The organism is Blautia coccoides (genome assembly GCF_034355335.1).
GTDB classification, from domain to species: Bacteria; Bacillota; Clostridia; order Lachnospirales; family Lachnospiraceae; genus Blautia; species Blautia producta.
Map to the genome: position 1 here is coordinate 5,253,695 of NZ_CP136422.1, position 26,390 is coordinate 5,280,084.

The following is a 26,390-nucleotide window of genomic DNA, read 5'->3' on the forward strand; positions in this document are numbered from 1 at the left end:
AACAACGTTTCCGTTCCTCACAGTTTGTCTCTCAGATTCCTTTCATGGTAAGGGAGATCCTCTTCTTTTTCAAGTCCACACTGAGCACCTTCACATCCACAACGTCACCTACGCTGACCGCCTCAAGGGGGTGTTTGATAAAGCGCTCAGTCATCTCAGATATATGCACCAGTCCGTCCTGATGCACACCGATATCCACAAATGCTCCAAAGTCAATGACATTTCTCACCGTTCCCTTGAGAACCATACCCTCTTTCAAATCCTTCATGTCCAGAACATCTGTGCGCAGAACCGGTTTCGGCATCTCCTCGCGGGGATCGCGACCCGGCTTGGTAAGCTCTTTTACAATGTCCCGCAGGGTCATCTCTCCCACACCCAGCTTCTCTGCCATCTTTTTATAGTCCTTCACATAATATACCGCATTGCCGCCAAAGATATCCGCAGGCTTCATTCCCATGCTGTCCAGGAATTTTTCTGCTGCCTCATAGCTCTCAGGATGGACACTGGTGGCATCCAGCGGATTCTTTCCGCCTGAGATGCGCAGGAAACCGGCACACTGCTCAAATGCCTTTGGCCCCAGCTTGGCTACCTTCAGAAGCTGCTTTCTGTCCTCAAAACGGCCGTTTTCCTCTCTGTAGGTCACGATGTTTTTTGCAATGGCTTTGCTGACACCTGACACATACTCCAGGAGAGATACAGAGGCTGTGTTCAGATCCACACCCACCTTGTTTACACAGTCCTCCACAACGCCTGAAAGGGCTTCACCCAGTTTCTTCTGGTTCATGTCATGCTGATATTGGCCTACACCGATAGATTTCGGGTCAATCTTTACCAACTCCGCCAGAGGGTCCTGAAGACGTCTGGCAATGGACGCAGCACTTCTCTGCCCCACATCGAAATTGGGGAATTCCTCTGTAGCCAGCTTGCTGGCAGAGTATACGGAAGCTCCGGCCTCGTTGGTGATGACATAGTGGACATTCTCCGGAATCTCTTTCAGCATCTCCACGATCACCTGCTCGGACTCTCTAGATGCCGTGCCGTTGCCCAGGGAGATCAGCGTAATATTGTATTTATGGATGAGTTTTTTCACGGTTTCTTTTGCAGCAGCGATCTTGGCCGGAGTTGTGGGCGCTGTTGGATAGACGACTACCGTATCCAGCACTTTTCCGGTAGGGTCTACAACTGCCAATTTACAGCCGGTACGGAAGGCCGGGTCCCATCCCAGAACCACCTGTCCCACAATGGGAGGCTGCATGAGAAGCTGTTCCAGATTCTTCTTAAATACCTTGATGGCCCCATCCTCCGCCTTCTCTGTCATGTCATTGCGAATCTCCCTCTCAATGGCAGGGCCTATCAGACGGCTGTAGCTGTCCTCCACCACAGCCTTTAAAACAGAGGTGGTATTGGGGTTGCCGCGGGTGATCACCTGCTTCTCCAGGTAGCGGATGATATCCTCTGTGGGGGCCTCGATCTTCACGGTAAGGATTTTTTCCTTTTCCCCGCGGTTCAGTGCCAGGACTCTGTGGCCGGCCACTTTTGCAACAGGCTCCTCGTACTCATAGTACATCTCATAGACAGACTGCTCTTTCGGGTTCTTAGCGGCAGAAACCACCCTTCCCTTTTTCACAGTCATATCACGGATCCGGATCCGGTAATCCGCCTCATCAGAAATGCTCTCAGCCACTATGTCTTTTGCCCCTGCAATGGCATCCGATACGGTTTTAACCTCTTTTTCCTCAGACAGAAACGCTTTCGCTTCCTCCTCCAGGGACTTGTCCGTCATCTGCAGCAGAATGATATTCGCCAAAGGCTCCAGGCCTTTTTCCTTTGCAATGGTAGCCCTGGTACGGCGTTTTGGCCGGTAAGGACGGTATAAATCCTCCACAACCACCAAGGTCTGTGCTGCCAGGATCTGCTTTTTCAGCTCCTCTGTAAGCTTGCCCTGCTCCTCAATACTGGCGAGCACCTGCGTCTTCTTATCTTCCAGGTTTCGCAGATAGTTCAGACGTTCGTACAGATTTCTCAGCACTTCGTCGTTCAGCGCACCGGTGGCCTCCTTGCGGTAACGGGAAATGAACGGTATGGTATTTCCCTCATCTATCAGCTTAACGGCAGCTTCTACCTGCCACTTCTCTACTTTCAGTTCTTCTGTCAATGCTAAAATGATATCCATGTGTTTCTCCTTTTTTCCTTCATTCAAGTTTGGCAGCTATTCAGTCAACGAAACAACCTGCCGGACTTGTACTATAACACCTTATCAATAGGAAAGGGATTTGTCAAGAAAACAGCGTTTTGTTCCTCTGATACAGTTCCTGAAAACGCGCGAAACACTCCCGGTAAATTTTTATTCGCTCTTTATCCGGAACCGTCACCTCTGTTCCCGGATGGAGCAGCGCGCCGCACGCCTCCTCATAGGAGGAAAAGGAACCGCAGCCCACAGCGGCTGTCATGGCAGCGCCCACGCAGGCCTGTTCCGCTTCTCCGGCTGTATAGATCTCCGCCTCAAACACATCTGCCTGTATCTCCCTGAAAAGCTGTCCTCTGGCTCCGCCGCCGGACGCGATCACCTTGTCGAAACGGATTCCCATGCCGTTAAAGATTTCCAGTGATTCCTTCAGACCAAAGATCACACCCTCCATGGTGCTCCGTATGAGATGCTCCCGGCTGTGGTACAGGCTCATGCCGAAATAGATTCCCCTGGCCTTGGGGTCATTATAGGGACAGCGCTCTCCGCTCAGATAAGGAAGAAAGAGCAGTCCGTCGCTCCCCGCAGGGGCTGTCCCTGCAAGGTCTGTCATTTCCCCAAAGTCTGACATATGAAGCATATTGTCCCTGAGCCATTTCAGCGCCACCCCGCCAGTCAGAGAGGAACCCTGTATCTCCCACAGGCCGCTGCCTGTATGGCAGAATGTATTTGTCCTGAACTTTGTGTCGCAGACAGGTCTGTCCAGGGCACAGGCCACCTGGCTGGCAGTCCCTATGTTGCAGGAAAGTATGCCGGATCTTATGATCCCGTTTCCGGCAAGCTGCATCATGGAATCGCCGCCGCCTAAAAATAAGGGCGTTCCCTCTGCAATCCCCGTTTCCCGGGAACAGGAGCTGCTGACACAGCCTGCCTGCTTATAAGATTCCCCGCAGAAGGGGAACATTTCCCGCTTCAGGTCCAGTTTGCCGATCAGCTCCCAGGCCCACTGCCTATTTTCCACATCAAATATGCCTGTTGAGGAGGCATCCGTCACATCCGTGGCAATCTCACCGCACATGCGGAACCGGATATAATCCTTTGGCAGCATAACTTTCGCTGTCTCCCCGTAAAGATTTGGCTCATGTTCCCGCATCCAGAGCAGGGAGGAAATGAGAAATCCTGTGCAGGGTGTATTCAAGGTTGTCCTCTTCCATTCTTCCTCGGAAACAGCATCCCATATATGATCTATGGCGTCCCGGGAGCGCTGGTCTGCCCAGATCACAGCGTCCCGCACCGGCCTTCCGTTCTTATCCACTGCCACCATACCGTGCATCTGGCCGGAAAAGCTGATCCCCCGGATGAGCTTCCCGGTCCCGGGATATTTTCCAAGCAGCGCTGTTATGCTTTGTCTTGTCTGCTGCCAGAGATATTCCATATCCTGTTCTGCCTCCCAGGGCGTATTTTTTTTGATGTCATATCCCGCTGACGCTGTGCCCACCACTGTGCCATCAGCACCGAGAAGCATCACTTTCACACTGGAAGTGCCCAAATCTATTCCACAGTAATATTCCATTTATAACCTCCGCTTTTTTATCCGATCAAATGAACCATACATAGAAAAGGGCGGCTGATCTATTCTGATCTCCCGCCCGGTCTGCACTCCAAGAGCCTGCATCCTTTTCTGATAAATGCCTCCAGCTCCTTCTGCAGTTCTTCTTCAAATTCTTCCCAAATATGGTTCAGACATGACAGGTTTACCACGTCCTCCTCCAATATGATGGACGGCAAGTATCCCATAGTCTCATAGAGCGCGGCTGCCACCTCAGCGCTTGCTCTGGTATTGCCCTTTTCAATCTCTCTGTAACGCTTCACGCTCACATCCAGCGCTTCTGCCATCTCAATCTGGGTCATCTCGTTTGCCATGCGTATCCTGTACCAGACTGTATTCTCCGAGGTGTGGGGGAACGCCTGATACCTGAGAAGTTCAATCTCCCTGGTACAGCGCGCTGCGGCGCTTCCCTCCATCTGGGTGTTTCCCATTCCCTGCTGTATGGTCCAGACCATAAGCTGAAGCAGATCCGCCTTTTTCTCCCGGCGGCAGTCTTCCATTAATTCGTCCAGGACTGTGTGGAGACTTTTTGTACCTGAAAACAGGTAATCCACGTCGATTCCCTTCTTTTTCAGTTTATACAGTTCCTCACCGGAGATGATCTTCTTTCCGCTCTCCAATTTACTGTAGTGGCTCTGCGTAATTCCCATGACACTGCCCATGTTTTCCTGGCTCATGTTCTGCATTTTCCTGTACGCATTTAACCGATTTAACATTTTATCATAAGCCCTGCTCATGGTTCATCCATTCCTCACTTTATGTTTCACGTATTGGATAGTTCCATGTTCAATTGTAAATTGTTTTATGCCGCCCTTTTATATCCTATTTGTGACTAACCCTTATATTTTCCAGTCTTGCCCTATTTTCCTATCCGTGATAAAATGTAGTTTGACAAATGAGAAAAGCTGAACTGTTACGAAAAATGTAACGATACAATTGAAAATACATGAAATGAGGTTTGACTTTATGAATGATCCTTATGATGAAAATAACCAGCAGATGGGATATGGGCAGGAACCGCCCCTGGGACCGGTCATCTATCCGGAACCGCCGGCAGAGCATATCTATGAGGGCAGTCCCGGATTCGCTTCCGCCTCCCTTTCCATGGGAATCCTTTCCCTAGTATCCATGTGCTGTTTTCCGCCCCTGGCGCTTCTGTTTGGAGGGCTTGGCATTTTATTCGGCATAATATCAAAAGGAACCTATGCCCGCCCCGGCAATGCCAAAGCCGGCATCGCGCTCTCCTCTGCAGGTATCGCCATTGTGGCAGCTATTGTCCTCTTCTTCACCTCCACTATGCTTTCCACCAGTGAAGGGCGCACATTTATCAGCCAGTATCTGCATATACTGACACATCCTGAAGAGTATACAGAGGATGATATCTATAATTTCCTGCAGGATTATCTCTACCGGAATACCAACCCGGGAGGCAGCGATTCCAATGACGGTATCACATCCCCATACGGCGGAGAAGACGATTATAACTTTGATGATCCGGATCAGCCTGACGATGGAAGCCGGGATCGTTCTTATCCCGCACCTGAGGACGGCAATAATTTTATCTGATGAAAGATACACCCCAAAGGATACCCTGCCGTCTATGCAGCCGCAAATGCTGCGCCATAATAGATACATGAAAAAGCGTCTGACCGGAGCCTGCTCCCATGCCGGACGCTTTTACAGTATATAATTGTTCTGAGCCTTCCCCGTTACAGCAATATATCGATTCCCCATACTAGTTTTAAAAGATTCCGCACCACCCACTGAATCAGTATAATGGCAGCAGCTATATAGAGATACAGATCACGGTACCGCAGTCCTGCCGCCAGTTTTCCCTTTGACAGGTATTCTATTGTATGGGAGATCATGTACCAGACATAGACTGCAGCCGTGTATACCACAACGGGATGGTACAGAAAGGATTCCACGATCTTCCCTTTCAAGAGTGCCGCACATGCCCTGGTACCCCCGCAGCCCGGACAGTAATATCCTGTCAGCTCCCGGAAAATGCATGGCAGGGAAAAAATCTTACTCTGCACAGGAAGAACTTTTGTGATTCCCACGAGAAGGACTGCTGTTCCAAGCAGCATCCATCCCAGGATATAGAGACTTTTTTCTTCTTTTTTACTCATTCGCGGTTCCATATTACCCTCTTGTAACCTCGTTTAGTTATGTTATAATAGTCATGACAACGTGCCGGAACAGCCGGCCATTTCCTTAAATACGAAAGAATGGAGATTTATTTTATGAAAAGAAAATCCGCTGCTATAAAGCTTATCGCCCGTGAGAATCTCTCAGGCAGATATGGCACTCCTATGGCTGCACTGCTTCTGATGGTCCTGTGCAGTCTTCTGCCTTCCATGCTGATCGTGAACACCATGAGCACTGCCACGGTTCTGGGTATTGTGACCACACAGCTTCTGAACTACATGGTCTCCCTGCTTGTTGCCGTTGTAGGCGCCGGCTATGCCAAGCTGATGCTCAATATCAGCCGTCAGGAACCGTTTGCGGTAAAGGATCTGTTCTTTGCCTTCTCTCATCATCCTGACCGTTTTATCATTGTGCATCTGATCCTGCTTGTCATACAGTTTATCTTTGCACTGCCCTTTGATCTTCCGAATTATCTGAATAAGGATATGTCTGACAATGCAGTCCTGCTCCTCATGCTTTTCGGCAGTCTGGCAAATATGGTTGTAAACATGATACTTGGTCTGTTCTTCGGCCTTGCGGATTACCTTCTCCTTGACAACACAGAGATGAGCGCCATGGAAGCAATGAGAGAGAGCCTGCGGCTTATGAAGGGAAATAAAGGACGTCTTCTCTGTATGGACTTAAGCTTTATCCCTCTCATGCTGCTGTGTGTGCTTTCCTGCTATGTGGGATTCCTGTGGCTGACACCGTATATGAGAGCCGCCGAAACCATATTTTACATGGATGTTACCGGCGAACTGGACGCTCCCAAACCGGAGCCTGCGCCTCAGCCCAATGACGGTTACAGTAATCCTTTTGGTACTTATTAAGATCATAATTCTTCGGACAGTAACTATCATACATCCTATTTCAGGATATAGCAATAATTGTTAGGTTTTATCTCTGAAAAATCAAATAATAAAACGGGCAGCAGAAAGTTTACTGTGCAAACTTTCTGCTGCCGTACATAAAAACTCGTGACTGTATAATATACTTACAGCTATGAACAAATTCTATGCAAATCGCCTTTGACAACGGTTTTATTCCTGGCCGCTAAACGCTTTCTTACGGTCAGCGCAGTAAATGTGCAGACCTGCTGAATCGTCACAAAAACCACTTGTCTATAACGGTTCTGAGTGAAATCCTATCTGCTTTAAATTCCTCTTTACCGCATCAGCCTTTGACCTGCCCCGGATCTTTATATACACTGTTTTCACCTCTGCTGTCTGTCCTGACAACTCCAGGAATTTCTTTCCGTTTTCATATGGTATATAAACTCTGTTTTCCCCATTTTTCAGAACTGCGGCAAAAATACCCGTCTCTCTGTAAACTGCAGGCTTATGCCCCCGCACCTTTTCATCTGCGGATATCTCCGGCTCCTGCATCTCCCCTGCTGCCGAATAAATCACTGCAGTCATTCCCAGTATGCGTTCTTTCAATTCCTCTTTTTTACTCTTTGTGATCTCGTATTGATTTTTGTCGGTGAGTCCATCCAGTGTTTGAGGTGTGATGAAAAGTACAGTTTTACTGCCTGTCTCCAGTTCCGAAAGACAGCTTTCTATCTTAATGGGAAAAACTGCTGTATCCACTGCTCTCAGAGATATCTCCATTTCATACTCCTCCAATTCCATATGTACAGGAATATCCAAAACCGCAGAAACAGCCTCCACACCATTTTGTTCCCATAATTCTTCCAGGAAGGTATCCGGTATCTCCTTCTCCCCTCCGGATACAAGATATTCAAAAACCTGTCTGTCTTCTATATAAGCTCTCCCCATTTTGATTACAGACCATATCAACAATAACAGAACAACTGCTGCAAATACTTTTAACTTTAAGACACTCCTGTGAGTTTTTCTGTTTTCCAAAGTGCCCTCTCTTTCTGTTTGCCAATACATTCTAATATGGTTTTTTGAGACTTCGGATCCTCAGGCTCTGGACAACAAAGCCCCCTGTAAGGCCAAGTCCAAGCAGTACCAGAACTGGCACCCACCATTGGTTTGTCTCCTCTTCCTTTTTATCTGCTTTTAAACTCAATATTTGGGGTTCCAGTATCTCTGTCTCATACGCAACACTGTGGCTGTATGTCTGCCCATAAATATCCTCGTACTCCAGAACCAATGCGCCGTCAGTTTTCCCGTACTTTTCCTCATCTGTTCCGGTCATGTCCTCATGGATGGACTCCATATTTTTTGCTCCTGCATAGAGAGACAGACTTCCCTGCAGGCTCTGCCCGGCCTCTAATGTTCCTGCATAAAACGTCTGTACCGAGAAAATCCCCTTTCCCTGTGAAGAAACCTTAACATTATATACAGCGGATTTCCCAAGATTTAAGATCTGAAGATCCGAGGAAATGGTGTCCGTGGAGTACATTTTAGCCGGAATGCTGTAATTTACCAGAGAAACCTGTGCGGGCTGGCGTATGCGGAAAGTGTATGTCTCTGTCCCTGTATAAGCCGTTCCCTTTTCATCCTCGTATTCAAATGTGATTTTCATCGGTACATTACCCTCTTTTGCGTTATCCTGTATCTGAAGTTCTTCCCTCCAGGTGATGGCACTGCCTGGTTTCACCGTCTCATAGTATTCTGAGGTGCGGCCAAATACAAGATTATTTCCTTCCCCCTCCTCTGCGATAGTCAACTTCACATTGCAGGCAGTAAATTCTCTGCTCTTATTGCGGAAAATCAGCTCTGCCTCACGGCTGCTGCCGGCATCTAATATATTTCCGTCCAGGCTGCATTGTTCCAGAATGAATTTGGGCTGGTGCATGACTTCTTCCTCTTCATCGCTCCGGCCTCCGCTGCCGTCTCCTTCTGCTCCCTGCCCTCCTTCCATCGGCAGGTTATCCCCGGTGCCTTCTATTTTCTCCCCGGAATCTATTTCTCCATTGCCATCCGCAGCCTCCCCATTACCTGCCACGCTGACAAATACCACATTTTCCAGCAATACCTTCCTGCCGTTCTTATCCATTGCTTCTGCTTTTACCTTGATTGGATATTGTCCGCCCTTTCGGGTCTCCTGTAGCGGTATTTCTACGGTATAGAGATAGATTTCTATATCTTCTCCGTCGAAAGTGAAAGTCCGGGGTTTTACATCTCTTTGATAATTCTTTATTTGAAACGGTACCTCCTTAGCCCTGTCAAAATCAAGTCCCACTGTGAGAAAATTGTTTTTCAGCTCACCATCTACAGTAAACGGCACGACAATTTTTACCTTATTCTCTTTTTCTTCGGGAACATATCCCTCCGCGTAGGAGTTTTTCATCCCTTCAAAAACATGACTGTTGTCAATCCCAATATAAACAACTTCCTCCGGCTTTCCCGTTTCTTTCCCCGCATCTTTATCTTCTGCGTCCTTTTCTTCGGTTCCTTTTTCTTCTGTTTTCGTTTCTTCTGCTTTCTTTTCTTCCACCTTCTCTTCTTCTGCTTTCTTATCCTCTGCTTCTTTTTCTGTGGTCCTCTCCTCTTTCTGTCTTATTATTTCTCCCTTTTCCTCTTTTGCCTGCTCTCCTGCAAATGCTGTTATGCTCCCAGTCAGAGCCATATACACTGCCAGGATCATGGCAGATATTCTCAGCAGTTTCCTCCTCATGTCATCCGCTCCTTTTCCTGCCTCGTCTCCCCTGTCATAGGTCTAAGGATTCCCGCATCTATTTCATACACCTCATCACATAATAAATTGATATCCCCGCTGTTATGGCTTGCCAGTAAAATAGTTTTTCCTCTCCTCTTCAGATCCAGGAGTATAGACCTTATGTCAACCACTCCGCGTTTGTCAAGTCCGTTAAACGGCTCGTCTAGTATTAAAAAATCAGGGTCTTCCATGATAGCCTGGGCAATTCCAAGCCTCTGCCGCATTCCAAGAGAATATTTTGCCACAGGCTTTTTCAGATCCGGGTCAAGTCCCACCCGCTGCAATACCCGGCGTATCTCCCCGGCAGAAATCTTCCGGTTCAGATCCGCAATAATTTCCAGATTCTTTTTCCCTGTATATTCTGTCAGAAATCCCGGTGTCTCAATGATCAGTCCCAGACTTTCAGGAAAATCCGTGTCTTTGCCAATATATTTTTCTCCCACACAGATACTGCCGGATGTAACGGGAAGGAAACCACAGATGCACTTCATAAGTACCGTTTTTCCCGAGCCGTTATTTCCCACGATACCATATACCTTTCCTCTGCTCATGGCCATGGTTGTCTCTTTCAGCACAACCTCACTTCCGAATTTTTTCGTCACCCTGTCCATTCTCACATAGTCAGATTTCTCTGCATCTGTCATATAACACCCCTCCATATAAAAACATCAAAAACGCAAGCAGCAGAAACAAAAACATCCACAGCCCTGTGCTGTCTTCTCCCCAATCACCTGCTGCTTTGATCCACGACTGCGGGTCTATGACGTAAACGTCCTGCAGATACCGTTCATGCAGTATGATCATAAGGTAATATCCCACAAAAGGTATCCCATATGCCATATACACAGAATTTGACAAAAGAGCCATTATACCGCTTATATCTGCCAATATGGCTGCTACAAAAAGGACCCTTGCCGCGGTTTGAAAAAGAGATATCATAAGCTCCCAGTTCCACTCTGCTGTCAGCTCACGGGAGTAAAAAACAGCAAAATTAAACAGCAGGGTAACAACGATGGCCATGCCCCATACAAAACAACCGCTGAAAGTAGTCGTGAGCAGCCTGTCCGCTATAAATTCCTTTTTTCCCTTCCGCATCACATAGAACTTGAGAAAACCGGAGGTCTTTTCTCCAATCCATACATCCCCGTAAGGCAGCACCGCAACAACAGGAACAAGGAAGATCACTGTTTTGGAGGACAAAGCCTCTGTCACCATATTGTACCAGCTCCCTCCCGGAAAAGGATTTTCAAAATCAGGAAACTTTGTCCCTGCTACCAGTCCTATGACACCCAGCAGTACAGCTACCCAGGTTGTCCTCCGCCCCAACATACGTTTACTGTCCATATTCAATACCCCATGAAAGTAAAATTGTAACGTTTCAATGCCCGGCAGGAGAAAATGCTCAAGGCTGCCAGCAGAACAAGAAAAAGAACTGCTGATTGAAAGATTGTAGGCAGCTTGTCATATCCAAAGCTGTGGCCCGGATAAGACGCGTGGTTTAGGGGACTGATCCATCCTGTCAGCACATTTACCCGGTAACGTTCCTGTTTCCCCAGATCAAATATCCTGACAATAGTATCCGGTTCCAACAAAAATCCATACAAACTGTAGAATACCCCTGCAAATATGCCCTGCGTCCTCCCGAATTTCAGATTCACTGTAAGCATGAGAAAGCAGAGTGTCCAGGAATAAAGCAGCATCAGAACCAGTGTCTGCAGCATACATTCATAGGGTGTAATGCTTTCCATTGCCTTTACGCTGGCAGGAATTCCCATAGAATTTCCAAGGTCAGAATAGGCCAGGCGTACTGCTGTTTCACTCCATAGATTTCCGGGAAACGTATACTTCTGGCATAAAATAATGGTCACAAGCATAATAAAAGCTGCATAGAACACAGTTCCCAGCCCAATATAAAAAAACTGCGCTGCCATCCACTGTATCCTTTTCATTCTTGATAAATAATAAGGAGTAGCAGGTCCTGCTTTTGGTACGTCAGAAAACATTAGGATCAGAAGGAGTGACGCCAGCAGAATATTGGTTCCATCTCCAAATGTCCAGATAAAGGGTTCCGCAGCCTGCATGGATGTATCAAAATGCTGTGCCACCCGGAGTACCCTTTCACTCAATAAAAAGCACAGGACAACTGCAAGCAGAAAGGTGAGTATGATTCTGGGATTCCTGTAAAAGCCCAGGAAATTAAACCTCACCACTGTCCCTATTTTTTTCAGGCCGTGCATCAGTAACCAAGCCCCCGGTCTATGATCGTACCGTCAATGGCATTGATGGTGAACAGACTGTCATTCGGAATGGAAGACTTATCATGAGTTTCCGCCTCATCATTCAGGGTCATTTCAGAGTTCCCGAAAAAGTCCCATACCGGAACCAACAGTCCGCTGCGGTTGTCCTGGGCAGGGTTATATATTCTGGCGTAACCCAGTGTGATCCTGTCTATGTTTACCTGATAATCTTTCAGATATTCATTGTCCATTTGATTAGATACCTTATACTGCATCATCTCTGTATAAATCTGTTTGATCTCTTCAAAGTCCAGAAGCTTCACATTCTCCACCTGGGTCTTTCCCATTTCATAAGGACTGGTATAAAATAATTCTTCCAGACCATCCTTTGAAACTACGATTTTCAGGGTCTCATAGGTCCACGGTTCTATGGTACTTTCCATATCTTCCAGCCCTCCGCCTGCCGATATTGTATATGTTATGGGCGTGTTTCCTATTTGCCTTGTATAGTAAAACATATAGCCTGTATTGGAAACCCGTATTTCTTCTGTTTCCATATCCTGATACATATATACCGCATAATCCCATGAACCGATTTCCATATCTTCCACCCCAATAGCCGATACCTTTTCATCTGCAATCTTCTTTGCGACTTCATATGAGATTCCCACAGAAGATTTCATTTCATCCTCTGAGGCGATCTGGGATGTGATATTGTTCCGGGCCAACTGGTATTCTCCCCAGCTGGCACCCTGTTGTGCTGCCTCCCTTTCCCCATAATGGCTGACTCTTACCCTGATAGAATCGCCGGCTCCCTCAGAAACTCTGTATAGATAAGGTTCCTGAGCTTCCACTACCCCGTCAAAGGCTTCCATTCCGCTTTCATCCGCTGACAAAAGAGGTTCTGTTTCCGTCTTCTCCGCAGTATCCGGCGCATCTGCATAGGCAGATTCATATTGCTCCAGCATATTCTGGAGGTTTTCTTTTGAATTATTTTCCCCACCGCCTGACTCTGCAGGGTTCTGGGCCATCAATGCTTTTATTTCACTGATCTTCTCCTGGCATTCCTCTTTTGTCATAACAAAATAAGAATCTGAACTATACATTTTTTCTTCCGGAAAAAGGCCTTGGGTGATCTTGTCCATAAACTCCTGGGTAAGCGGTACAGCGCTCACCTCTATTGCGGAAAAGCTCTGTGCATCCGGCAGTTCTATGACAGCATCTGTGGTCAACGTGACTTTTCCGTCTTCTAAGACAACTTTATCCTGAAAGGTTTCCGGTATTCCCAGTTTTTCCCGTAATCCCTGCTGTTTCTCCGAAGAATCTTCCCGGGACTTGTCTTCCTCATAATTTTCTATGGCTTCCTTCCCTTTTGGCTTCACGATCACAGAGTCCGGGGTTTCCTGGCAGCCTCCCAGCAAAACAGCTCCTGACAGTAGCGCTGCCAGTATGCCGGCATTTTTTCTCTTCATGATATCCCTCCCGCTTTCTTTTTACTAACTCTATATTAACGTACGGCATGTAAAAAAACCGCACCGGCTTGTAACCAAATTGTAAACATATAATGGTGCGGCTGCCTCCCGGCTTCCGCACCATCTTTTTTCATCCATTATCTTCTTCCCAAAACAGGCTTACTTTCGTCCCTTTTCCGTACCTGCTCTCAATGACAAGCCTGGCCTTATGAAGTTCTGCTATCTTTTTGCACAGGGAAAGCCCCAGGCCGGAGCCGCCTGACGCTCTGGCTCTTGACTTGTCCACCATATAAAAAGCCTGTTCTATTTTACTGATTTCTTCTTCCGGTATCCCGATTCCTTCATCCTTTACAGAAATACCCTTTTCCCAGGCCTCTATCTCTATGCGTCCGCCCTCCCGTGACGCCTTGCAGGCATTATCCAACAGGTTCATAAGCAAGCTTGTGATCAGGTCCTCATCCATCACATGACACAAATCCTCATCAGACAGGGTTATGACAAGTGACAGTCCCTTTTCCTTCAGACGAAACGTCATGAGATTGTCCACTGTTTCCAGCATTGTTTTTATATGTACTGTTTTCTTTTCTATGGTCTTCTCCCCGTCTTTATACAGACCTGTCAGTTCCAGCATTTTAGCAGAAAGCCTTGAGAGCCTTCTGGATTCACTGCCGATATACAAGAGAGCCTTTTCCTTTTCTTCTTGGGACAGCCTCATTTTCAAAAGTATATCCGAATAGCCGATAATTGCGGTCATGGGGGTTTTCAGTTCATGGGCAAGACTTCCCATGAGCTGAAGCTGGCGTTCATTGGTATCTGCAAGTTCCTTTATATGCTCCTCTACCTTACCTGCCATTCGATTAAAATTCTCACTGATCTCCCCTATTTCATCCCGCCTCTTCACCTGTATCCGTGATCCGTAGTTTCCCCCGGCAATTTCGTCTGCGGATTCTTTCAGGTTATAGATCGGTTTCATGACCAGTCTGATGACAAATACCAGAATAACCGCAATAAGACCGGTCAGCAAAAACGCTGCCACCAATCCGTTAAAAAACATTTTCCTGCTGTTATTATAAACATCTGTCACGTCCTTGTAATGCCAGATATCGTAATCCTCCCCCAACGCAAGACTCAATTCCCGGCCCATGATCAAAAGATATTTTCCATCCAGACTGATCTCAGTAAAAGTGTCTCTGCTCTCTGCACCTGTATCTTCATACTCATACGGTGTCAGATTAAAAATCTCCTGTCCATCCTGATAGACCGCATATTCCATCCCCAGATAATACTTACTGCCATCCTTCATGATACGCTGTTTCATATCTCCGGATGTGGACAAAACGTCAAAGGACCCTTCTACATACTGTCTCAGAGATTTTACTTTATTCTCAAAAATAGAATACTCGTATTTGGAGATGCGTTCCAGTTGATCCTTTTGGGACAAATGCAGCATAAACAGGGAAAAACTCTGAGACAGAATAAGCATAGCAGCCACGCAGACCAGACAGATTTTTGTTCTCAGCTTCATTTCTCTGCCTCCAGGCGGTAACCGATCCGCGGCACCGTCCTGATCATTTCCTGCCACCCTAATTTTTTGCGGATCCTTGCAACGTGTACATCCACAGTCCTTGTCTCCCCTTCAAATTGGATCCCCCAAAGCTCATTCAGTATCTGCTCCCTGGTGAGCGCAATATTCTTATTTTTTATAAACAGCATAAGGCAGTCAAATTCCATGGGTTTTAAAATGAGTTCTTCTTCCCCCTTCATTACCTTACGCTCTTTTACATAGACAGTCACATCCCCGATCCGGATCACATCATCATTTTTTTGATGCCGTTCCAAGACTTTTTCAATTCTTACCAATAGCTCTAAAATTTCAAAAGGTTTAACGATATAATCTTCTGCCCCATCCTTCAATCCTTTTACCTTGCTGCCCACCTCCCCTTTTGCGGTGAGAAAAATAACCGGGATCCCCTTTTTACTGCAGTGGGGAAGAAGTTCAAACCCGTTTTTTCCAGGGATCATAATATCCAGCAATGCCAGGTCACAATTCCTATTCTCTGTGCTGTCTATAAATTGCTCTGCCTGACTGCCGTCATAAAACCGGTAAACTTCATAACCTGCGGTTTCCAGGCTTATTGTGATCAGATCATTGATGGCAGCCTCATCCTCAACTACCAGTATCTTTGATTTCATGGTATATCCTCCGTTTTAGGTTACAGTGGTTTTATCAGGGATCGTTGTTTTTACCATTGTAGCCTAATACGGTAGATATTTCAATTTTTTAAACGGTAAATTTGCCTGAAACCTTCTTACCCCATTATCCTCTTATATCTCGGACATGTTTATTTTGTGGTGGAACGTAGTTCCAGATTCTCTTTCGTTTTTAACTATCTCATTACTTCCCATAATTTTATGATCTGTAAATTTTTTCATACAATTCCTGCATCTTTTCTTTTTTCTTCTCATACTCCCTGTATCTGTCCAATCTGGGCCTGAACTCTTCTATCTTATCTGTTCCTCTTATGGCATGATAAGCCTCTTCCACAGAAGAATATACTCCCATTTCCGTTAGAGCCGTCATCAACGCCCCAAGAGCTGTGGACTCACTATCCTCCATGTGATACAACGTAATGCCATATATATCAGCCTGCATTTGATTCATGACCCTGCTGTTCGTCATCCCCCCGCTGATATATGCTCTTTTTATGGAACAATATTTTTCAAATTCCTGCAGATTGTTTGCGATTTCCAGAAAAATACCCTCGACCAATGACTGCAGGATCTCAGGGCGGGTATGCTTTAATGCGATTCCTTCAAATACTGCCTTGGAGTCAGGATTCCAATCAGGAGTGCTTCTTCCCTGGAAATACGGCAGCATGAGGATTTCCCCTACCCTTTCCATGCTGCTCATTTCCAGCTCATGATTAATTCTGGTATAATCAATCTGACCGTCCGCCCAGTCATAAAAAGTCCGGCAGAACCAATCAAAAGCAGAGCAGCAGGTCAGTACATTGGCTTCTATGATGTATTTATCTTTCACAGCCGCACAGTTGCAGATAATATTTTCTGACATTTGTTCCGGTACTTGCTCCAGTGTTGTGACTAAAAAACCGCCTGTGCCGGTAACCACGGACACTGTTCCAGTATCAAAAGCACCTTGCCCCACAGCCGCACACTGCTGGTCGCCGCCCGCACTGATAACCGGAATGCCTTTGGTGATTCCGCTTTTTGCTGAAAATGCTTCTGTCACCCATCCCACTGTACTTCCCGGCTGTAGAAGCCTGCATAGCTGTTCCTCTTTTACCCCGAATATCTCCAACAGCTCTGCCTCCCACTCTTTCTCTTTAAGATTCATGAGACCGGTGCGGCTTCCGTATGTGTAATCCGTGAAAAATCTTCCTGTCATTTTATACATTATATATTCAGGAATATTTAAAAATTTATAAACCTTCCTATTAACATCAGGACAGTTCTCTTTTATCCAGGTCATTCGACTTCCTGAAAAGACAGTGTTTACTTTTGCTCCGCTTTTTTCAGTGATGATCCTATTATATTTTTCAAGCCTGCTGCAGATCTGGCTGTTTCTCGTGTCCTGCCACATAATAGTATCCATAAGCGGATTCCCATTTATGTCAACCGGAATTACAGAGGAGCGTTGAGCAGTTACTGCAACTGCATCTATTACCTTGTTTTTTCGCTCCGCCATATCTTTTATTTTTCTGCAGATTTCTTCCGCATACTTTTCCCATTGTCCGCTGGGCTGTTCCACCCAGCCGCATGCCCTTTTAACCGGTTCATACTTCAATTGTACGAAAGCCAGATTTTGCCCTGCTTCGTCATAAAGGATTCCCCTTATACTGGAGGTACCAATGTCAATAATCAGTATATTCATCTCTGTCTCCTTTGCACAGCAGAAAGCAGAAACAATAATTCCGGGGCTTTGTATGCCCCGGAACCACAGTTTTTCTTCCTATTCAGTAAAATATGCTTTTGTTATATCCATCTGCGTCCACATGCGTGTCACATCGTGCAGTTTTGAACTCATAATAGTATAAACACCACTGTTTTGTATTGGGCACCACCATAGATATTCATTAAAATATTTTTCTTCCAGTTCTGCTGTCATAGTCTTAATTTGAGATTCATCAGTGGACTGCATCAGACTGGACCCCAGTTCGTACGCTTCCTGGTAGCCTTCAGCCGGAAGGACACCTGCATGCATACTGTCATCTACATATCCATCTGAGAACCAAGCGCCTATAGTCGTTGCGTACGGTACCTCAGGTGATGTGACTGAGATATCCCAGCTCCCGTCTGTAGCATTTTGCAGTGATTTGAAGGTTGCCGGCTCATAGACATTCAGCTCAACATCCACATTGATCTCCTTCAGTTGGTTTGCCAGTATTTCTGCGATTTTCTGATAATATCCGCTGGCATTATGTGTGATCAATGTCAAAGTCACACCGTCTTCCAGCCCTGCTTCTTTCATCAGTTCTTTCGCCTTATCCAGATTCGTCTTATAAGGCCAGGAATCTTTGTCATAAACGGTCAGATCCTGATAGCTGATCCCGTGCATACTATAGCAGAGGGATCCCCATCCGTTAAAGGTTCCGTCAGAAATCTCTTCTCTGTTCATAGCATACATAATCGCTTGACGAAGCTGAAGGGGTTGCAGTTTTTCAGATGCCATATCGAAATAAATACTGTATGTCTGTACACTGGGTACATATAAGGTACTGAACTGATCCCCATATGTACCATCCTCCACACTTGTATAATCAGTAAAATCCGGGCTTGTGATCATATCAACACCGCCGGACTGCAATTCCATCATTGCCACGGATGGCTCTGCAAAGAATCTGCATATCACCTGATCAATAATAGGCTTGTCCCCATAGTAATCATCAAACACTGACAATGTGACAGAGTCGCCTGACACCCACTGGTCAATTTTATACGGGCCGCAGCTTACAAATCCTTCCGTAAAGAAGACTCCTTCACTGCTGCTTCCCTCACACGCCTCCTTGCTGTATATGGGCCGTGTAGCTATCCTGTTCAGCAGCACGGTTCCCGATGAAAGGAGTTTAAAGTATACCGTGTAGTCATCCAAAGCCTTTGTATTCTCAAAATCTACTGAGGCATATTCTTTTGATGTCTGATATTTTTCTAGGCAGAAGATCACATCGTCGGCGTTCAGCTCTGTTCCGTCATGCATCTTAATGCCCTCCCTTAAGTGGAAGGTAATACCGAGATTGTCCTCATCCCATTCATAAGACTCCGTAATAGAACCATCCGTAACCAACTCCGCAATACCATCATGATTCTCATCCACCTGTTTTAACAGGGTTGTCCCTATCATGGAGAGAAGCTGATATGCGGAATCTGTCATACCGCCGTTCATAAAATCAAGTGTTGTAATAGAGTTCCCCATTCCGATCGTCAGCGTATCTTTTGCAGTTGTTCCTCCCCCGGAATTCTCCTCTGTTTTGTCTTCTGACTGCTTCCCGGTTTGTTCCGAAGACGGATCTGCTGTTTTTTTCTCAGCTCCCGAATTCCCGCATCCCATCATTCCCGCTGCCAGACATGCCGTCAGTGCCACTGCCCAAAACCTTCTTCCTTTCATTTCTTTTCCTCCTCTACATTATCTAATTAGTGAATTTTATTAATCTCATGAACAAAATGACAGCTTACCTCGTGTTTATCCCCGATCATTTCCACTTTGGGATTTTCTTTAAAACAAATATCCTCTGCATAGGGACATCTGGATGCAAACCGGCATCCCGGCCTTGGATTTATAGGTGATGTCAATTCTCCCTTCAGCTTTATCCTTCTGCGTTCATGTCGAACGTCCGGTACCGGAACGGCTGCCAGCAGAGCTTTTGTATAAGGATGAAGTGGATTTTCAAAAAGTTCCTCAGATTCTGCCTTCTCCACCATCTGTCCCAGATACATAACCATAATATGATTCGATATGTATTTCACCACAGACAAATCATGGGTGATAAATACATAAGTCAACTGAGATGCCTCCTGGATATCCTGCATTAAATTTAGAATCTGTGCCTGGATCGATACGTCCAAAGCTGAAACTGGCTCATCACATACAATAAACTTTGGATTCAGGACCAAAGCCCTGGCAATTCCAATTCTCTGCCTCCGCCCGCCGTCCAGCTCATGAGGATACGTATTTACCAGACGCCTAGCCAGTCCTACCGTGTCCATGATTTCATATACCCTTTCCTCCATTGCCTTTTTGCTGTATCCCCCGGCAATTTTCATAGGTTCCTCGATGGTCTGGTAAATTGTCATCCTTGGATTTAAAGACGCATACGGGTCCTGAAAAATAAGCTGCATCTCTTTCCTCAGCTCACTTAACTTTTGCCGGCTGACTTTTGTCACGTCTTCTCCCTTGTACAGAATTCTACCGCCTGTGTTGTCCAACAGATGAAGCAGTACACGTCCCAGTGTAGATTTTCCGCATCCTGATTCCCCCACGACACCTAGTGTCTCACCTTTTTCTATGGAAAAGCTCACATCATCCACAGCATGCAGCACACCTGATTTCACATCAAAATATTTTTTTAAATGCTGTACTTCCAGTAATGTACTCATGCGTTCACCTCCCCATCTGCGCAGTATAAATTATGGAAACATCTTACCCAATGCCCGTCTTCAATCTCCATAAGTCCCGGAGCCTGCTGCACACATTTCTCTTTACAATGTCTGCACCTTTCACCGAATTTGCAGCCTTCTGCCAGATTAGACGGGTCCGGCATCAGCCCCTCGATAGGCTTCAGCCTTCTGCTTTTACTTTTCAGGCTTGGAAGGGAATCAATAAGGCCTCTCGTATAAGGATGGGCCGTATGTTCAAAAATCTGCCATGCAGTACCCAATTCCACTATCTCTCCGGCATACATAATAGCAACGCGATTACACATCTCAGCTACCACTCCCAGATCATGAGTGATCAATAGAACCGAGGTATTCATCTTCTCCTTCAGTTCATTCATCATGTCCAGTACCTGCGCCTGGATTGTCACATCCAAAGCTGTTGTAGGCTCATCTGCGATGAGAAGCTGGGGTGAACAGGCCAGTGCCATAGCAATCACTACACGCTGTTTCATACCACCGGAGAACTGATGTGGATATTCATTATAACGGTCGTTGGATATTCCTACAGTTTCCAGCATTTTTTCTGCCCGTTTCTGAGCCTCCTGTTTATTCACGTTCTGGTGCAGTCTGATTACCTCCGCAACCTGCTCCCCAACTTTATGAACAGGATTCAAAGCTGTCATGGGGTCCTGAAAAATCATGGAAATCTGATGTCCCCGGACAGCACGCATCTCTCTTTCTGAAAACTGAAACAAATTTTTTCCCTCATACTCAATACTTCCATTCATTACTCTTCCCGGGAGCGACTGTATCAGTCCCAGGATTCCAAGTGCCACGGTTGTCTTTCCTGCACCTGTTTCCCCTACAAGACCGATCGTCTCCCCATGAAGAATATCCAGGCTGAAATGATCCACCGCCTTACACGTTCCCATATCTCTTGTAATATAATAAATGAATAAATCCTTGATAGACACAATAGCATCTTTCTTATTTACCTTCTCTGTCATATGCCGCCTCCATCAATTCTTCATTCTGGGATCAAGTGCATCCCTCAGCCCGTCACCGATCAGGTTGATAGACAATACTGTTACTGCAATGAAACATCCCGGCACAGTGACAAGATACGGATAGGAAAGAATATATTTTCTGCCCGTGGAAATCAGTGCTCCCCACTCCGGCATAGGCGGCTGAACCCCCAATCCCAGGAAGCTTAAGGACGCTGTAAAGAGCAGTGCCTGTGCCAGGCTCATGGTTGTCTTGATGATCAATGGCGAGAGTACATTTGGAAGTATATGTTTAAAAATAATTCGGCTGTCTCTGGCATCTATGGCTCTTGCAGCCTCCACATATTCCTGATCCTTAACTGTGAGGATAGGTCCGCGCACCATTCTGGCAACAGAAGGCATTGCCGGAACCGCAACAGCAATCATGGTATTCACAAGTCCTGTGCCAAGCGTCGCTGAAATGACCATTGCCAAAAGCAGGCTTGGTATCGCACTGAACACATCAAGAATACGCATTATCACATCATCCACCCTGCCCTGGTAAAATCCTGCGACAGCTCCCAGAACAGTGCCGAATATCAAGGAAAGCGAAGTGGAACCGAATGCCACAAGCAATGAAATCCTGCCTCCGTACAGGACTCTGGCCAGCATACTGCGCCCCAGATCATCTGTACCAAGGATTCCTCCCGAACCCGGCGCTAAAAAACGGGACCCTATATTCTGTGCGTCATATCCCTCCGGGCAGATGACCCCTGCCAACAGGCATACAGCTACGATCACCACAATAAACGCCATTCCGAACATCGCTGTCTTAATTCTGAAAAAACGGCTCATGGCCTCCTGGAAGAGACTTTTTTTCTTGACAGCATTCATACTTATATCACTCTTCATGCTAATTGCCTCCCTCCAGTTTCTTTGCTTTTTTCCTTTTAGCCGAAGCGTTTTTAAAATTTTCTTTTACACGCGGGTCAATCCCGGCATAAGCCAAATCCACTAAAAGGTTTACAATACATACGGCAACTGTGAGGAGTATTACCGCGCCTCTTATCTGCGGATAATCCCGGGCACCGATCGCATCATACATAAGCTTACCAAGACCGGGGATTGCAAATACTGTCTCGCAGACCATAGCACCGCCCAGGTTTGTGGCAAAAATATTTCCCATATTAGTTACAATAGGAATAAATGCATTTCTCAATACATGGTTCCATGTTATGACCCTTTCTTTCTGCCCTTTTGCCCTGGCTGTCCTTACAAAATCCTGATCCAGATAATCCAGCATAGAAGACCTGGTAATTCTCATTGTGGAACAGGAGCAAATAATCCCCAGTGTGGTGGCTGGCAGCACTATGTACTTCGGTCCGTAGAAACCGGATACCGGGAACCACTGAAGCTTTACCGCAAATGCCAGTATCAGAAGCAAACCCAGCCAAAATTCCGGAATAGACACCCCCAGTACAGAAAAACACTGTGCCAGGTTATCCTGCCATTTTCCTCTGTGCAGCGCTGCCCATATTCCCAGCAGACATCCCACTACCGTTGCAATAATGGTCATAGAAAGCGCAAGTACAAAAGTTTTTGGAAACCGTTCCACGATCTCCGCTGTAACAGACCGGCCCGAGCGGTAAGAAATCCCAAAATCCCCTTTTGTCACAATATTCCACATATATTTCCCATACTGGATCAGCAGGGGTTTATCCAAATCATATCTTGCATGAAACTCATCTATCTGCTCCACGGTAGCATTGTCTCCCAACACCATCCTTGCAGGATCTCCCGGAGATAAATATAAGAGCAGAAAGACCAGAAAAGAAACCCCGATCAAAACGGGAATAATCTGGAGAAATCTCTTCAACGTATATCTAGCCATATTCCACCTACCTTTTCTGACTTTATTTTTCCTCGTCTTTTGCTTTCTTCCTCAAACAGTAAAAGTGTCCCGGTCCTTTTTTGTCATAAGGTTAATATACATCCAGCCGTCATCCGTCTCAACTGGAAACATCTTCCATGTATCCTTTCCCGGAGGTTCCGGCACCGGTTTTCTCACTTCATCTTTCCGATAAGCATATTTCCCGAGGAAATTTCTGTCCTGTTCAGGTGTCAGCGGCGGCCTGGTATTCGTGGGTTCCATATTCTTTACCCATCCCTGGTGATATTCATTTTTAGTGGTTCTCTGCCATGCGCCCGATAGTATTTTCCATTCTCCATCTTCCCTGACATGAGTTCCTGGCACCATTCCAAGGCTGATCAATGCCATCGGTTTTTCACGAAATTTTGATAAACCTTCTACTCCCAATGACCACCACACTGCCCTGGCTTTTGTACAATCATCATTCACTTCTATAATGGGTGTTGTCAGCGGATGAATCAGAGAATTTCCTTCCAGACTGTCCACAACAGCCTTTGCTCTGAATTTCATCTCTCCTTCTACATCAAAATCCGGGTGTCTGAGCGCTTTAAGCTCTCTTCTTTTTTCCCCAATATGCTGGTCATCATGGAATGCAGCTGCCTGTCCTCTCAGATTCTTAATTTCCCATACAGAGAGAAGTTTTTCCACACGCTGCTCCAGCCTGGCAAACTCCGCCTCGCAAAGTCCATTGATATCCTCCATGCTAATCCCCATATCTGCTCCCTCACTTTCTATTTTGTCTTATCTCTGCACAGCATCCAGTCAGCAGTACCTTCGTGGACAGCATATGGTCTTGGACATGCCGGGACAGCCTCCCTGACTGCGAGAGGGGAATACGGGTTGTGATAAGTTGTTGGCTTTGCCAACGGATGCACCGGGGTATTCGGCCTGTTTATCATACTGGTATCTTCTGTCCACCCCTTGTCATAAGAACATTTGATATAGCGGAAATAATGAAAATGCCAGATTTTCCACTCTTCACCCTCTCTGATAAAATCTGCACCGATCATTCCCCATGCCCAAATCGCCTCCGGCTCACTACCTTCTTTCACAACAGCACCGCCTCCCGGGCACCACCAGACAGCCTTGGCAGTATGTAAATCTTCAGCCACCTCGATCATAGGTGTCGTGAGCTGTAAATCCAGCATCTCTCCCTTTACCGGGGTCTTCCCCACAACTTCCTCCACGATCACTTTGACTGCTTCTGGTCCTTGAAAAACACCCTCATCCGCATACTCCAGGGATACATCTTCTTCTTCCAATGCAAAATGCAATAGTATCTTATCTGCTTGTCTGAAATTAAAGGCAGCTACTGTCCTTCCCATTTCATTCTGAATTTCCTGATATGCCTCCAATTTCTGTAAGTTTTTAAATACATCCTTTTTTCTGGCTTCTGTTATCATATCTTAATCTCCTCACAATTTATCTGGCCAAATGCAGGCCACCGTCAACCGGCAGTATCACACCGTTTATATAGCTGGATGCCGGAGAGAGCAGAAACATGATCGCTGCTGCCTCTTCCTCCGGCCGTCCCGGCCGTCCCATGGGATTGATATCAATCAGATGCTGCATAAATTCACCTTCCACAGCGCTGTGATTTCTCGGCGTATGGATAGGCCCTCCCGGGCATACACAGTTAATTCTTGTCTTACCGTTTAATTCTATTGCCTGATGTCTGGTATAACCTGCGATGGCCGATTTTGCAGACGCATACCAGGGATCTCCGCCGCCGCCTTCCCAGATACCCGCCAGAGCTGCTACATTTACAATCGCTGAGCCTGGACCCGGATCCGTTGCTTCAAATGCACGGCACAGTCTGTGGATCAGGCCTACCGCTACGGCAATAACCTCTTCAAATTCCCACTGACTGTTCAGCATCTTGGGACCTGCCACATTCGCCAAATAGAGAGGCCTACAGAATTTCAGTGTTTCCTTCATAGCCCGCTCCACATCCGCATCCTTGGACAAGTCAGCCTGAATGGGCTTGATATTCCTTCCTGCACTTCCTGCCCGCTCTATGGTTTCCCTGACACCATCTGCATACATGTCCCACGCTGCCACCTTTAATCCATCCTGTGCTGCCAAAATTGCTGTAGCAGCTCCAATACCGCTTGCAGCCCCAGTGACAATAATTCCGGTACCTTCCTGCGCTGCCCATCCATCAAAAATAATTTCCGGCTCTCTGTAATTTTCTGCCATTTCCTTTATTCCTCCTTAGAACAATGTCTTTTAGAATTTTTATGACTTTACTATATCACGCGCAGCAGACAGCACACATTTTATGCCCTTTTTGCACAAATGTGCGTTTTTATTCAGGACACTTACATATTTAAGATTGGATTTTCCATTGTTTGATATGTTTTCAACTATTCACATGAAATATCTATTTTTTTCTCAAAGTTTTCCTACCATTATTTTTTCATAAATATCTTTCTTAACATTTTTAAACATGCTATACTGTTTTCAGATTAATATAAGAGGTATTTGTAATGACAGAGAAAGAACTTAAAAAATTAAGTCTTCTTGCGGAAGTAGCCTGTGATTATTACGAACGCGGATTAGACCAGTCAGAGATAGCTGACCGCTTGTATCTTTCCAGAACCCGTGTGTCACGTCTCCTGAAAGAAGCCATGGAAAAGGGAATTGTAAAAATAACCATTGATTACAGCTATGAAAAATATAACCGCCATTATGAATTGGAAGAACGATTTCTTAGCCGTTTTCCTTTAAAAAATGTACTGATACTGAACAACCGCAACCGGGATCTGCGGTTTCTGCAAAGAGATGTGGCTAATTTGGCTGCATCTTATGTGACTGACAGCCTGAAAAAAAATATGGTAATCGGTACGGCCTGGGGTACTACACTGGCTGATATGCTTAAATTCCTGTATCCGGTAGATATTCCCGTTGACGTTGTACAGCTTATGGGCGCAGTGCCGTGTAAAACGCCCAACTGTACACCTCAGTCTATTGTTGCCGGAATGGCGGACCGTCTGGGAGGACATGCTGACTTTCTGAATATGCCTCTTTATATTGAAGATGATTATGTGCGTGAAAAAATCTGCAAGGACAGCAATAATGCCGTGATCTTAAATAAGGGAATGTTCTCCGATATGATAATAACCAGCGTAATTGACGTGGAACGCGTGGGAGAAAAAGATATCTGGCTGGGATATATGACACCTGAACTCTATGAGGAATTGATACAGAAAGGTGCGGTAGGTTCTATTTTTGCTCATTTTTATGACAAAAACGGAAATGAAATCAACTGTGCCTGGAATCAGAAATGTGTGAGTATCCCCTTTAAGTATATCAAAAGTGTACCTGATGTGGTGGTGGTGGCCTCTTCTCCTCTGAAAGCGCAGGCAATTCTCTCCGCAATAAAAGGAAACCTGATCGACACCCTGGTGACTGATGGAACAACTGCTACTGCTGTATTGAATCTTCTACAGTAATTTTATAATTAAATCTATAATTTCACTACTGGCATATATTTATTTGTTCAGCCGCCAGTGTTCCATCCAGCCGGAAACTATACT

24 protein-coding genes are annotated in these 26,390 nt (G+C 46.0%); 3 read left to right on the top strand and 21 right to left on the bottom strand.

Annotation, left to right across the window (positions count from 1 at the left end; translation table 11 throughout):
- Nucleotides 1-31 precede the first annotated feature (31 nt).
- The 3 genes from BLCOC_RS23635 to BLCOC_RS23645 form a co-directional block, all read right to left on the bottom strand.
- Nucleotides 32-2,173 carry a Tex family protein gene (locus BLCOC_RS23635; RefSeq protein WP_115623537.1) on the bottom strand — a complete coding sequence of 714 codons (2,142 nt, stop codon included), beginning with the start codon at nucleotides 2,171-2,173 and terminating at the stop codon, nucleotides 32-34.
- 103 nt (nucleotides 2,174-2,276) lie between these two features.
- Nucleotides 2,277-3,758, bottom strand: a complete 1,482-nt coding sequence (xylB, locus tag BLCOC_RS23640) for a xylulokinase (RefSeq protein ID WP_115623538.1) — start codon at nucleotides 3,756-3,758, stop codon at nucleotides 2,277-2,279.
- Between the two features lie 59 nt (nucleotides 3,759-3,817).
- Nucleotides 3,818-4,510, bottom strand: a complete 693-nt coding sequence (locus BLCOC_RS23645) for a helix-turn-helix domain-containing protein (RefSeq protein WP_167467730.1) — start codon at nucleotides 4,508-4,510, stop codon at nucleotides 3,818-3,820.
- A gap of 250 nt (nucleotides 4,511-4,760) precedes the next feature.
- Here BLCOC_RS23645 and BLCOC_RS23650 point away from each other — a divergent pair, with 250 nt between their 5' ends.
- The gene (locus BLCOC_RS23650; RefSeq protein WP_115623540.1) at nucleotides 4,761-5,360 is read left to right on the top strand and encodes a DUF4190 domain-containing protein; all 600 of its coding nucleotides are present in this window, start codon (nucleotides 4,761-4,763) and stop codon (nucleotides 5,358-5,360) included.
- 143 nt (nucleotides 5,361-5,503) lie between these two features.
- On the opposite strand, the gene BLCOC_RS23655 is transcribed toward BLCOC_RS23650, so the two are convergent.
- The gene (locus BLCOC_RS23655; RefSeq protein WP_115623541.1) at nucleotides 5,504-5,938 is read right to left on the bottom strand and encodes a DUF2752 domain-containing protein; all 435 of its coding nucleotides are present in this window, start codon (nucleotides 5,936-5,938) and stop codon (nucleotides 5,504-5,506) included.
- Nucleotides 5,939-6,040: 102 nt separating this feature from the next.
- On the opposite strand from BLCOC_RS23655, the gene BLCOC_RS23660 reads away from it, so the two are divergent.
- Nucleotides 6,041-6,814: a DUF975 family protein gene (locus BLCOC_RS23660; protein WP_165907308.1), complete on the top strand. Its 774-nt coding sequence runs from the start codon at nucleotides 6,041-6,043 to the stop codon at nucleotides 6,812-6,814.
- 291 nt (nucleotides 6,815-7,105) lie between these two features.
- Here the strand turns inward: BLCOC_RS23660 and BLCOC_RS23665 are convergent, their stop codons facing one another.
- The 17 genes from BLCOC_RS23665 to BLCOC_RS23745 all read right to left on the bottom strand — a co-directional run bounded on the left by BLCOC_RS23665 (nucleotide 7,106) and on the right by BLCOC_RS23745 (nucleotide 25,050).
- On the bottom strand, nucleotides 7,106-7,852 hold the full coding sequence (locus tag BLCOC_RS23665) for a hypothetical protein (protein ID WP_115623543.1): 747 nt from the start codon (nucleotides 7,850-7,852) through the stop codon (nucleotides 7,106-7,108).
- Nucleotides 7,853-7,883: 31 nt separating this feature from the next.
- Entirely contained in the window at nucleotides 7,884-9,575 is a 1,692-nt protein-coding gene (locus BLCOC_RS23670; RefSeq protein ID WP_115623544.1) for a COG1361 family protein, read from the bottom strand.
- Entirely contained in the window at nucleotides 9,572-10,261 is a 690-nt protein-coding gene (locus BLCOC_RS23675) for an ABC transporter ATP-binding protein (protein ID WP_174717627.1), read from the bottom strand. The genes BLCOC_RS23670 and BLCOC_RS23675 overlap by 4 nt, the downstream gene beginning before the upstream one ends.
- Entirely contained in the window at nucleotides 10,239-10,961 is a 723-nt protein-coding gene (locus BLCOC_RS23680; RefSeq protein ID WP_115623545.1) for a hypothetical protein, read from the bottom strand. Before BLCOC_RS23680 ends, BLCOC_RS23675 begins: the two co-directional genes overlap by 23 nt.
- A gap of 2 nt (nucleotides 10,962-10,963) precedes the next feature.
- Nucleotides 10,964-11,854, bottom strand: a complete 891-nt coding sequence (locus BLCOC_RS23685) for a hypothetical protein (RefSeq protein ID WP_115623546.1) — start codon at nucleotides 11,852-11,854, stop codon at nucleotides 10,964-10,966.
- A complete protein-coding gene (locus tag BLCOC_RS23690) occupies nucleotides 11,854-13,326 on the bottom strand; it encodes a DUF6034 family protein (RefSeq protein ID WP_115623547.1) in 1,473 nt (490 codons plus the stop codon). The genes BLCOC_RS23685 and BLCOC_RS23690 overlap by 1 nt, the downstream gene beginning before the upstream one ends.
- Before the next feature lie 130 nt (nucleotides 13,327-13,456).
- A complete protein-coding gene (locus tag BLCOC_RS23695) occupies nucleotides 13,457-14,851 on the bottom strand; it encodes a sensor histidine kinase (RefSeq protein ID WP_115623548.1) in 1,395 nt (464 codons plus the stop codon).
- The gene (locus BLCOC_RS23700; RefSeq protein WP_115623549.1) at nucleotides 14,848-15,519 is read right to left on the bottom strand and encodes a response regulator transcription factor; all 672 of its coding nucleotides are present in this window, start codon (nucleotides 15,517-15,519) and stop codon (nucleotides 14,848-14,850) included. The genes BLCOC_RS23695 and BLCOC_RS23700 overlap by 4 nt, the downstream gene beginning before the upstream one ends.
- A 217-nt stretch (nucleotides 15,520-15,736) precedes the next feature.
- Entirely contained in the window at nucleotides 15,737-17,218 is a 1,482-nt protein-coding gene (locus BLCOC_RS23705; protein WP_115623550.1) for an FGGY-family carbohydrate kinase, read from the bottom strand.
- Nucleotides 17,219-17,296: 78 nt separating this feature from the next.
- Nucleotides 17,297-18,949, bottom strand: a complete 1,653-nt coding sequence (locus BLCOC_RS23710; protein ID WP_115623551.1) for an ABC transporter substrate-binding protein — start codon at nucleotides 18,947-18,949, stop codon at nucleotides 17,297-17,299.
- A 26-nt stretch (nucleotides 18,950-18,975) separates the two neighbouring features.
- Nucleotides 18,976-19,938, bottom strand: coding sequence for an ABC transporter ATP-binding protein (locus BLCOC_RS23715; protein ID WP_044954529.1), 963 nt, complete (start codon nucleotides 19,936-19,938; stop codon nucleotides 18,976-18,978).
- Nucleotides 19,935-20,945 carry an ABC transporter ATP-binding protein gene (locus tag BLCOC_RS23720; protein WP_115623552.1) on the bottom strand — a complete coding sequence of 337 codons (1,011 nt, stop codon included), beginning with the start codon at nucleotides 20,943-20,945 and terminating at the stop codon, nucleotides 19,935-19,937. The genes BLCOC_RS23715 and BLCOC_RS23720 overlap by 4 nt, the downstream gene beginning before the upstream one ends.
- Before the next feature lie 12 nt (nucleotides 20,946-20,957).
- Complete coding sequence (locus BLCOC_RS23725) at nucleotides 20,958-21,833, bottom strand: ABC transporter permease (protein WP_049924619.1); 876 nt, start codon at nucleotides 21,831-21,833, stop codon at nucleotides 20,958-20,960.
- A gap of 1 nt (nucleotide 21,834) precedes the next feature.
- Nucleotides 21,835-22,812 carry an ABC transporter permease gene (locus BLCOC_RS23730; protein ID WP_115623553.1) on the bottom strand — a complete coding sequence of 326 codons (978 nt, stop codon included), beginning with the start codon at nucleotides 22,810-22,812 and terminating at the stop codon, nucleotides 21,835-21,837.
- 51 nt (nucleotides 22,813-22,863) lie between these two features.
- Nucleotides 22,864-23,565, bottom strand: a complete 702-nt coding sequence (locus BLCOC_RS23735; RefSeq protein ID WP_115623554.1) for a nuclear transport factor 2 family protein — start codon at nucleotides 23,563-23,565, stop codon at nucleotides 22,864-22,866.
- Between the two features lie 17 nt (nucleotides 23,566-23,582).
- Complete coding sequence (locus tag BLCOC_RS23740; RefSeq protein WP_029471201.1) at nucleotides 23,583-24,254, bottom strand: nuclear transport factor 2 family protein; 672 nt, start codon at nucleotides 24,252-24,254, stop codon at nucleotides 23,583-23,585.
- Nucleotides 24,255-24,273: 19 nt separating this feature from the next.
- Complete coding sequence (locus BLCOC_RS23745) at nucleotides 24,274-25,050, bottom strand: SDR family NAD(P)-dependent oxidoreductase (RefSeq protein WP_115623555.1); 777 nt, start codon at nucleotides 25,048-25,050, stop codon at nucleotides 24,274-24,276.
- A gap of 290 nt (nucleotides 25,051-25,340) precedes the next feature.
- Here BLCOC_RS23745 and BLCOC_RS23750 point away from each other — a divergent pair, with 290 nt between their 5' ends.
- Nucleotides 25,341-26,306 carry a sugar-binding transcriptional regulator gene (locus tag BLCOC_RS23750; protein WP_029471204.1) on the top strand — a complete coding sequence of 322 codons (966 nt, stop codon included), beginning with the start codon at nucleotides 25,341-25,343 and terminating at the stop codon, nucleotides 26,304-26,306.
- Nucleotides 26,307-26,390 lie beyond the last annotated feature (84 nt).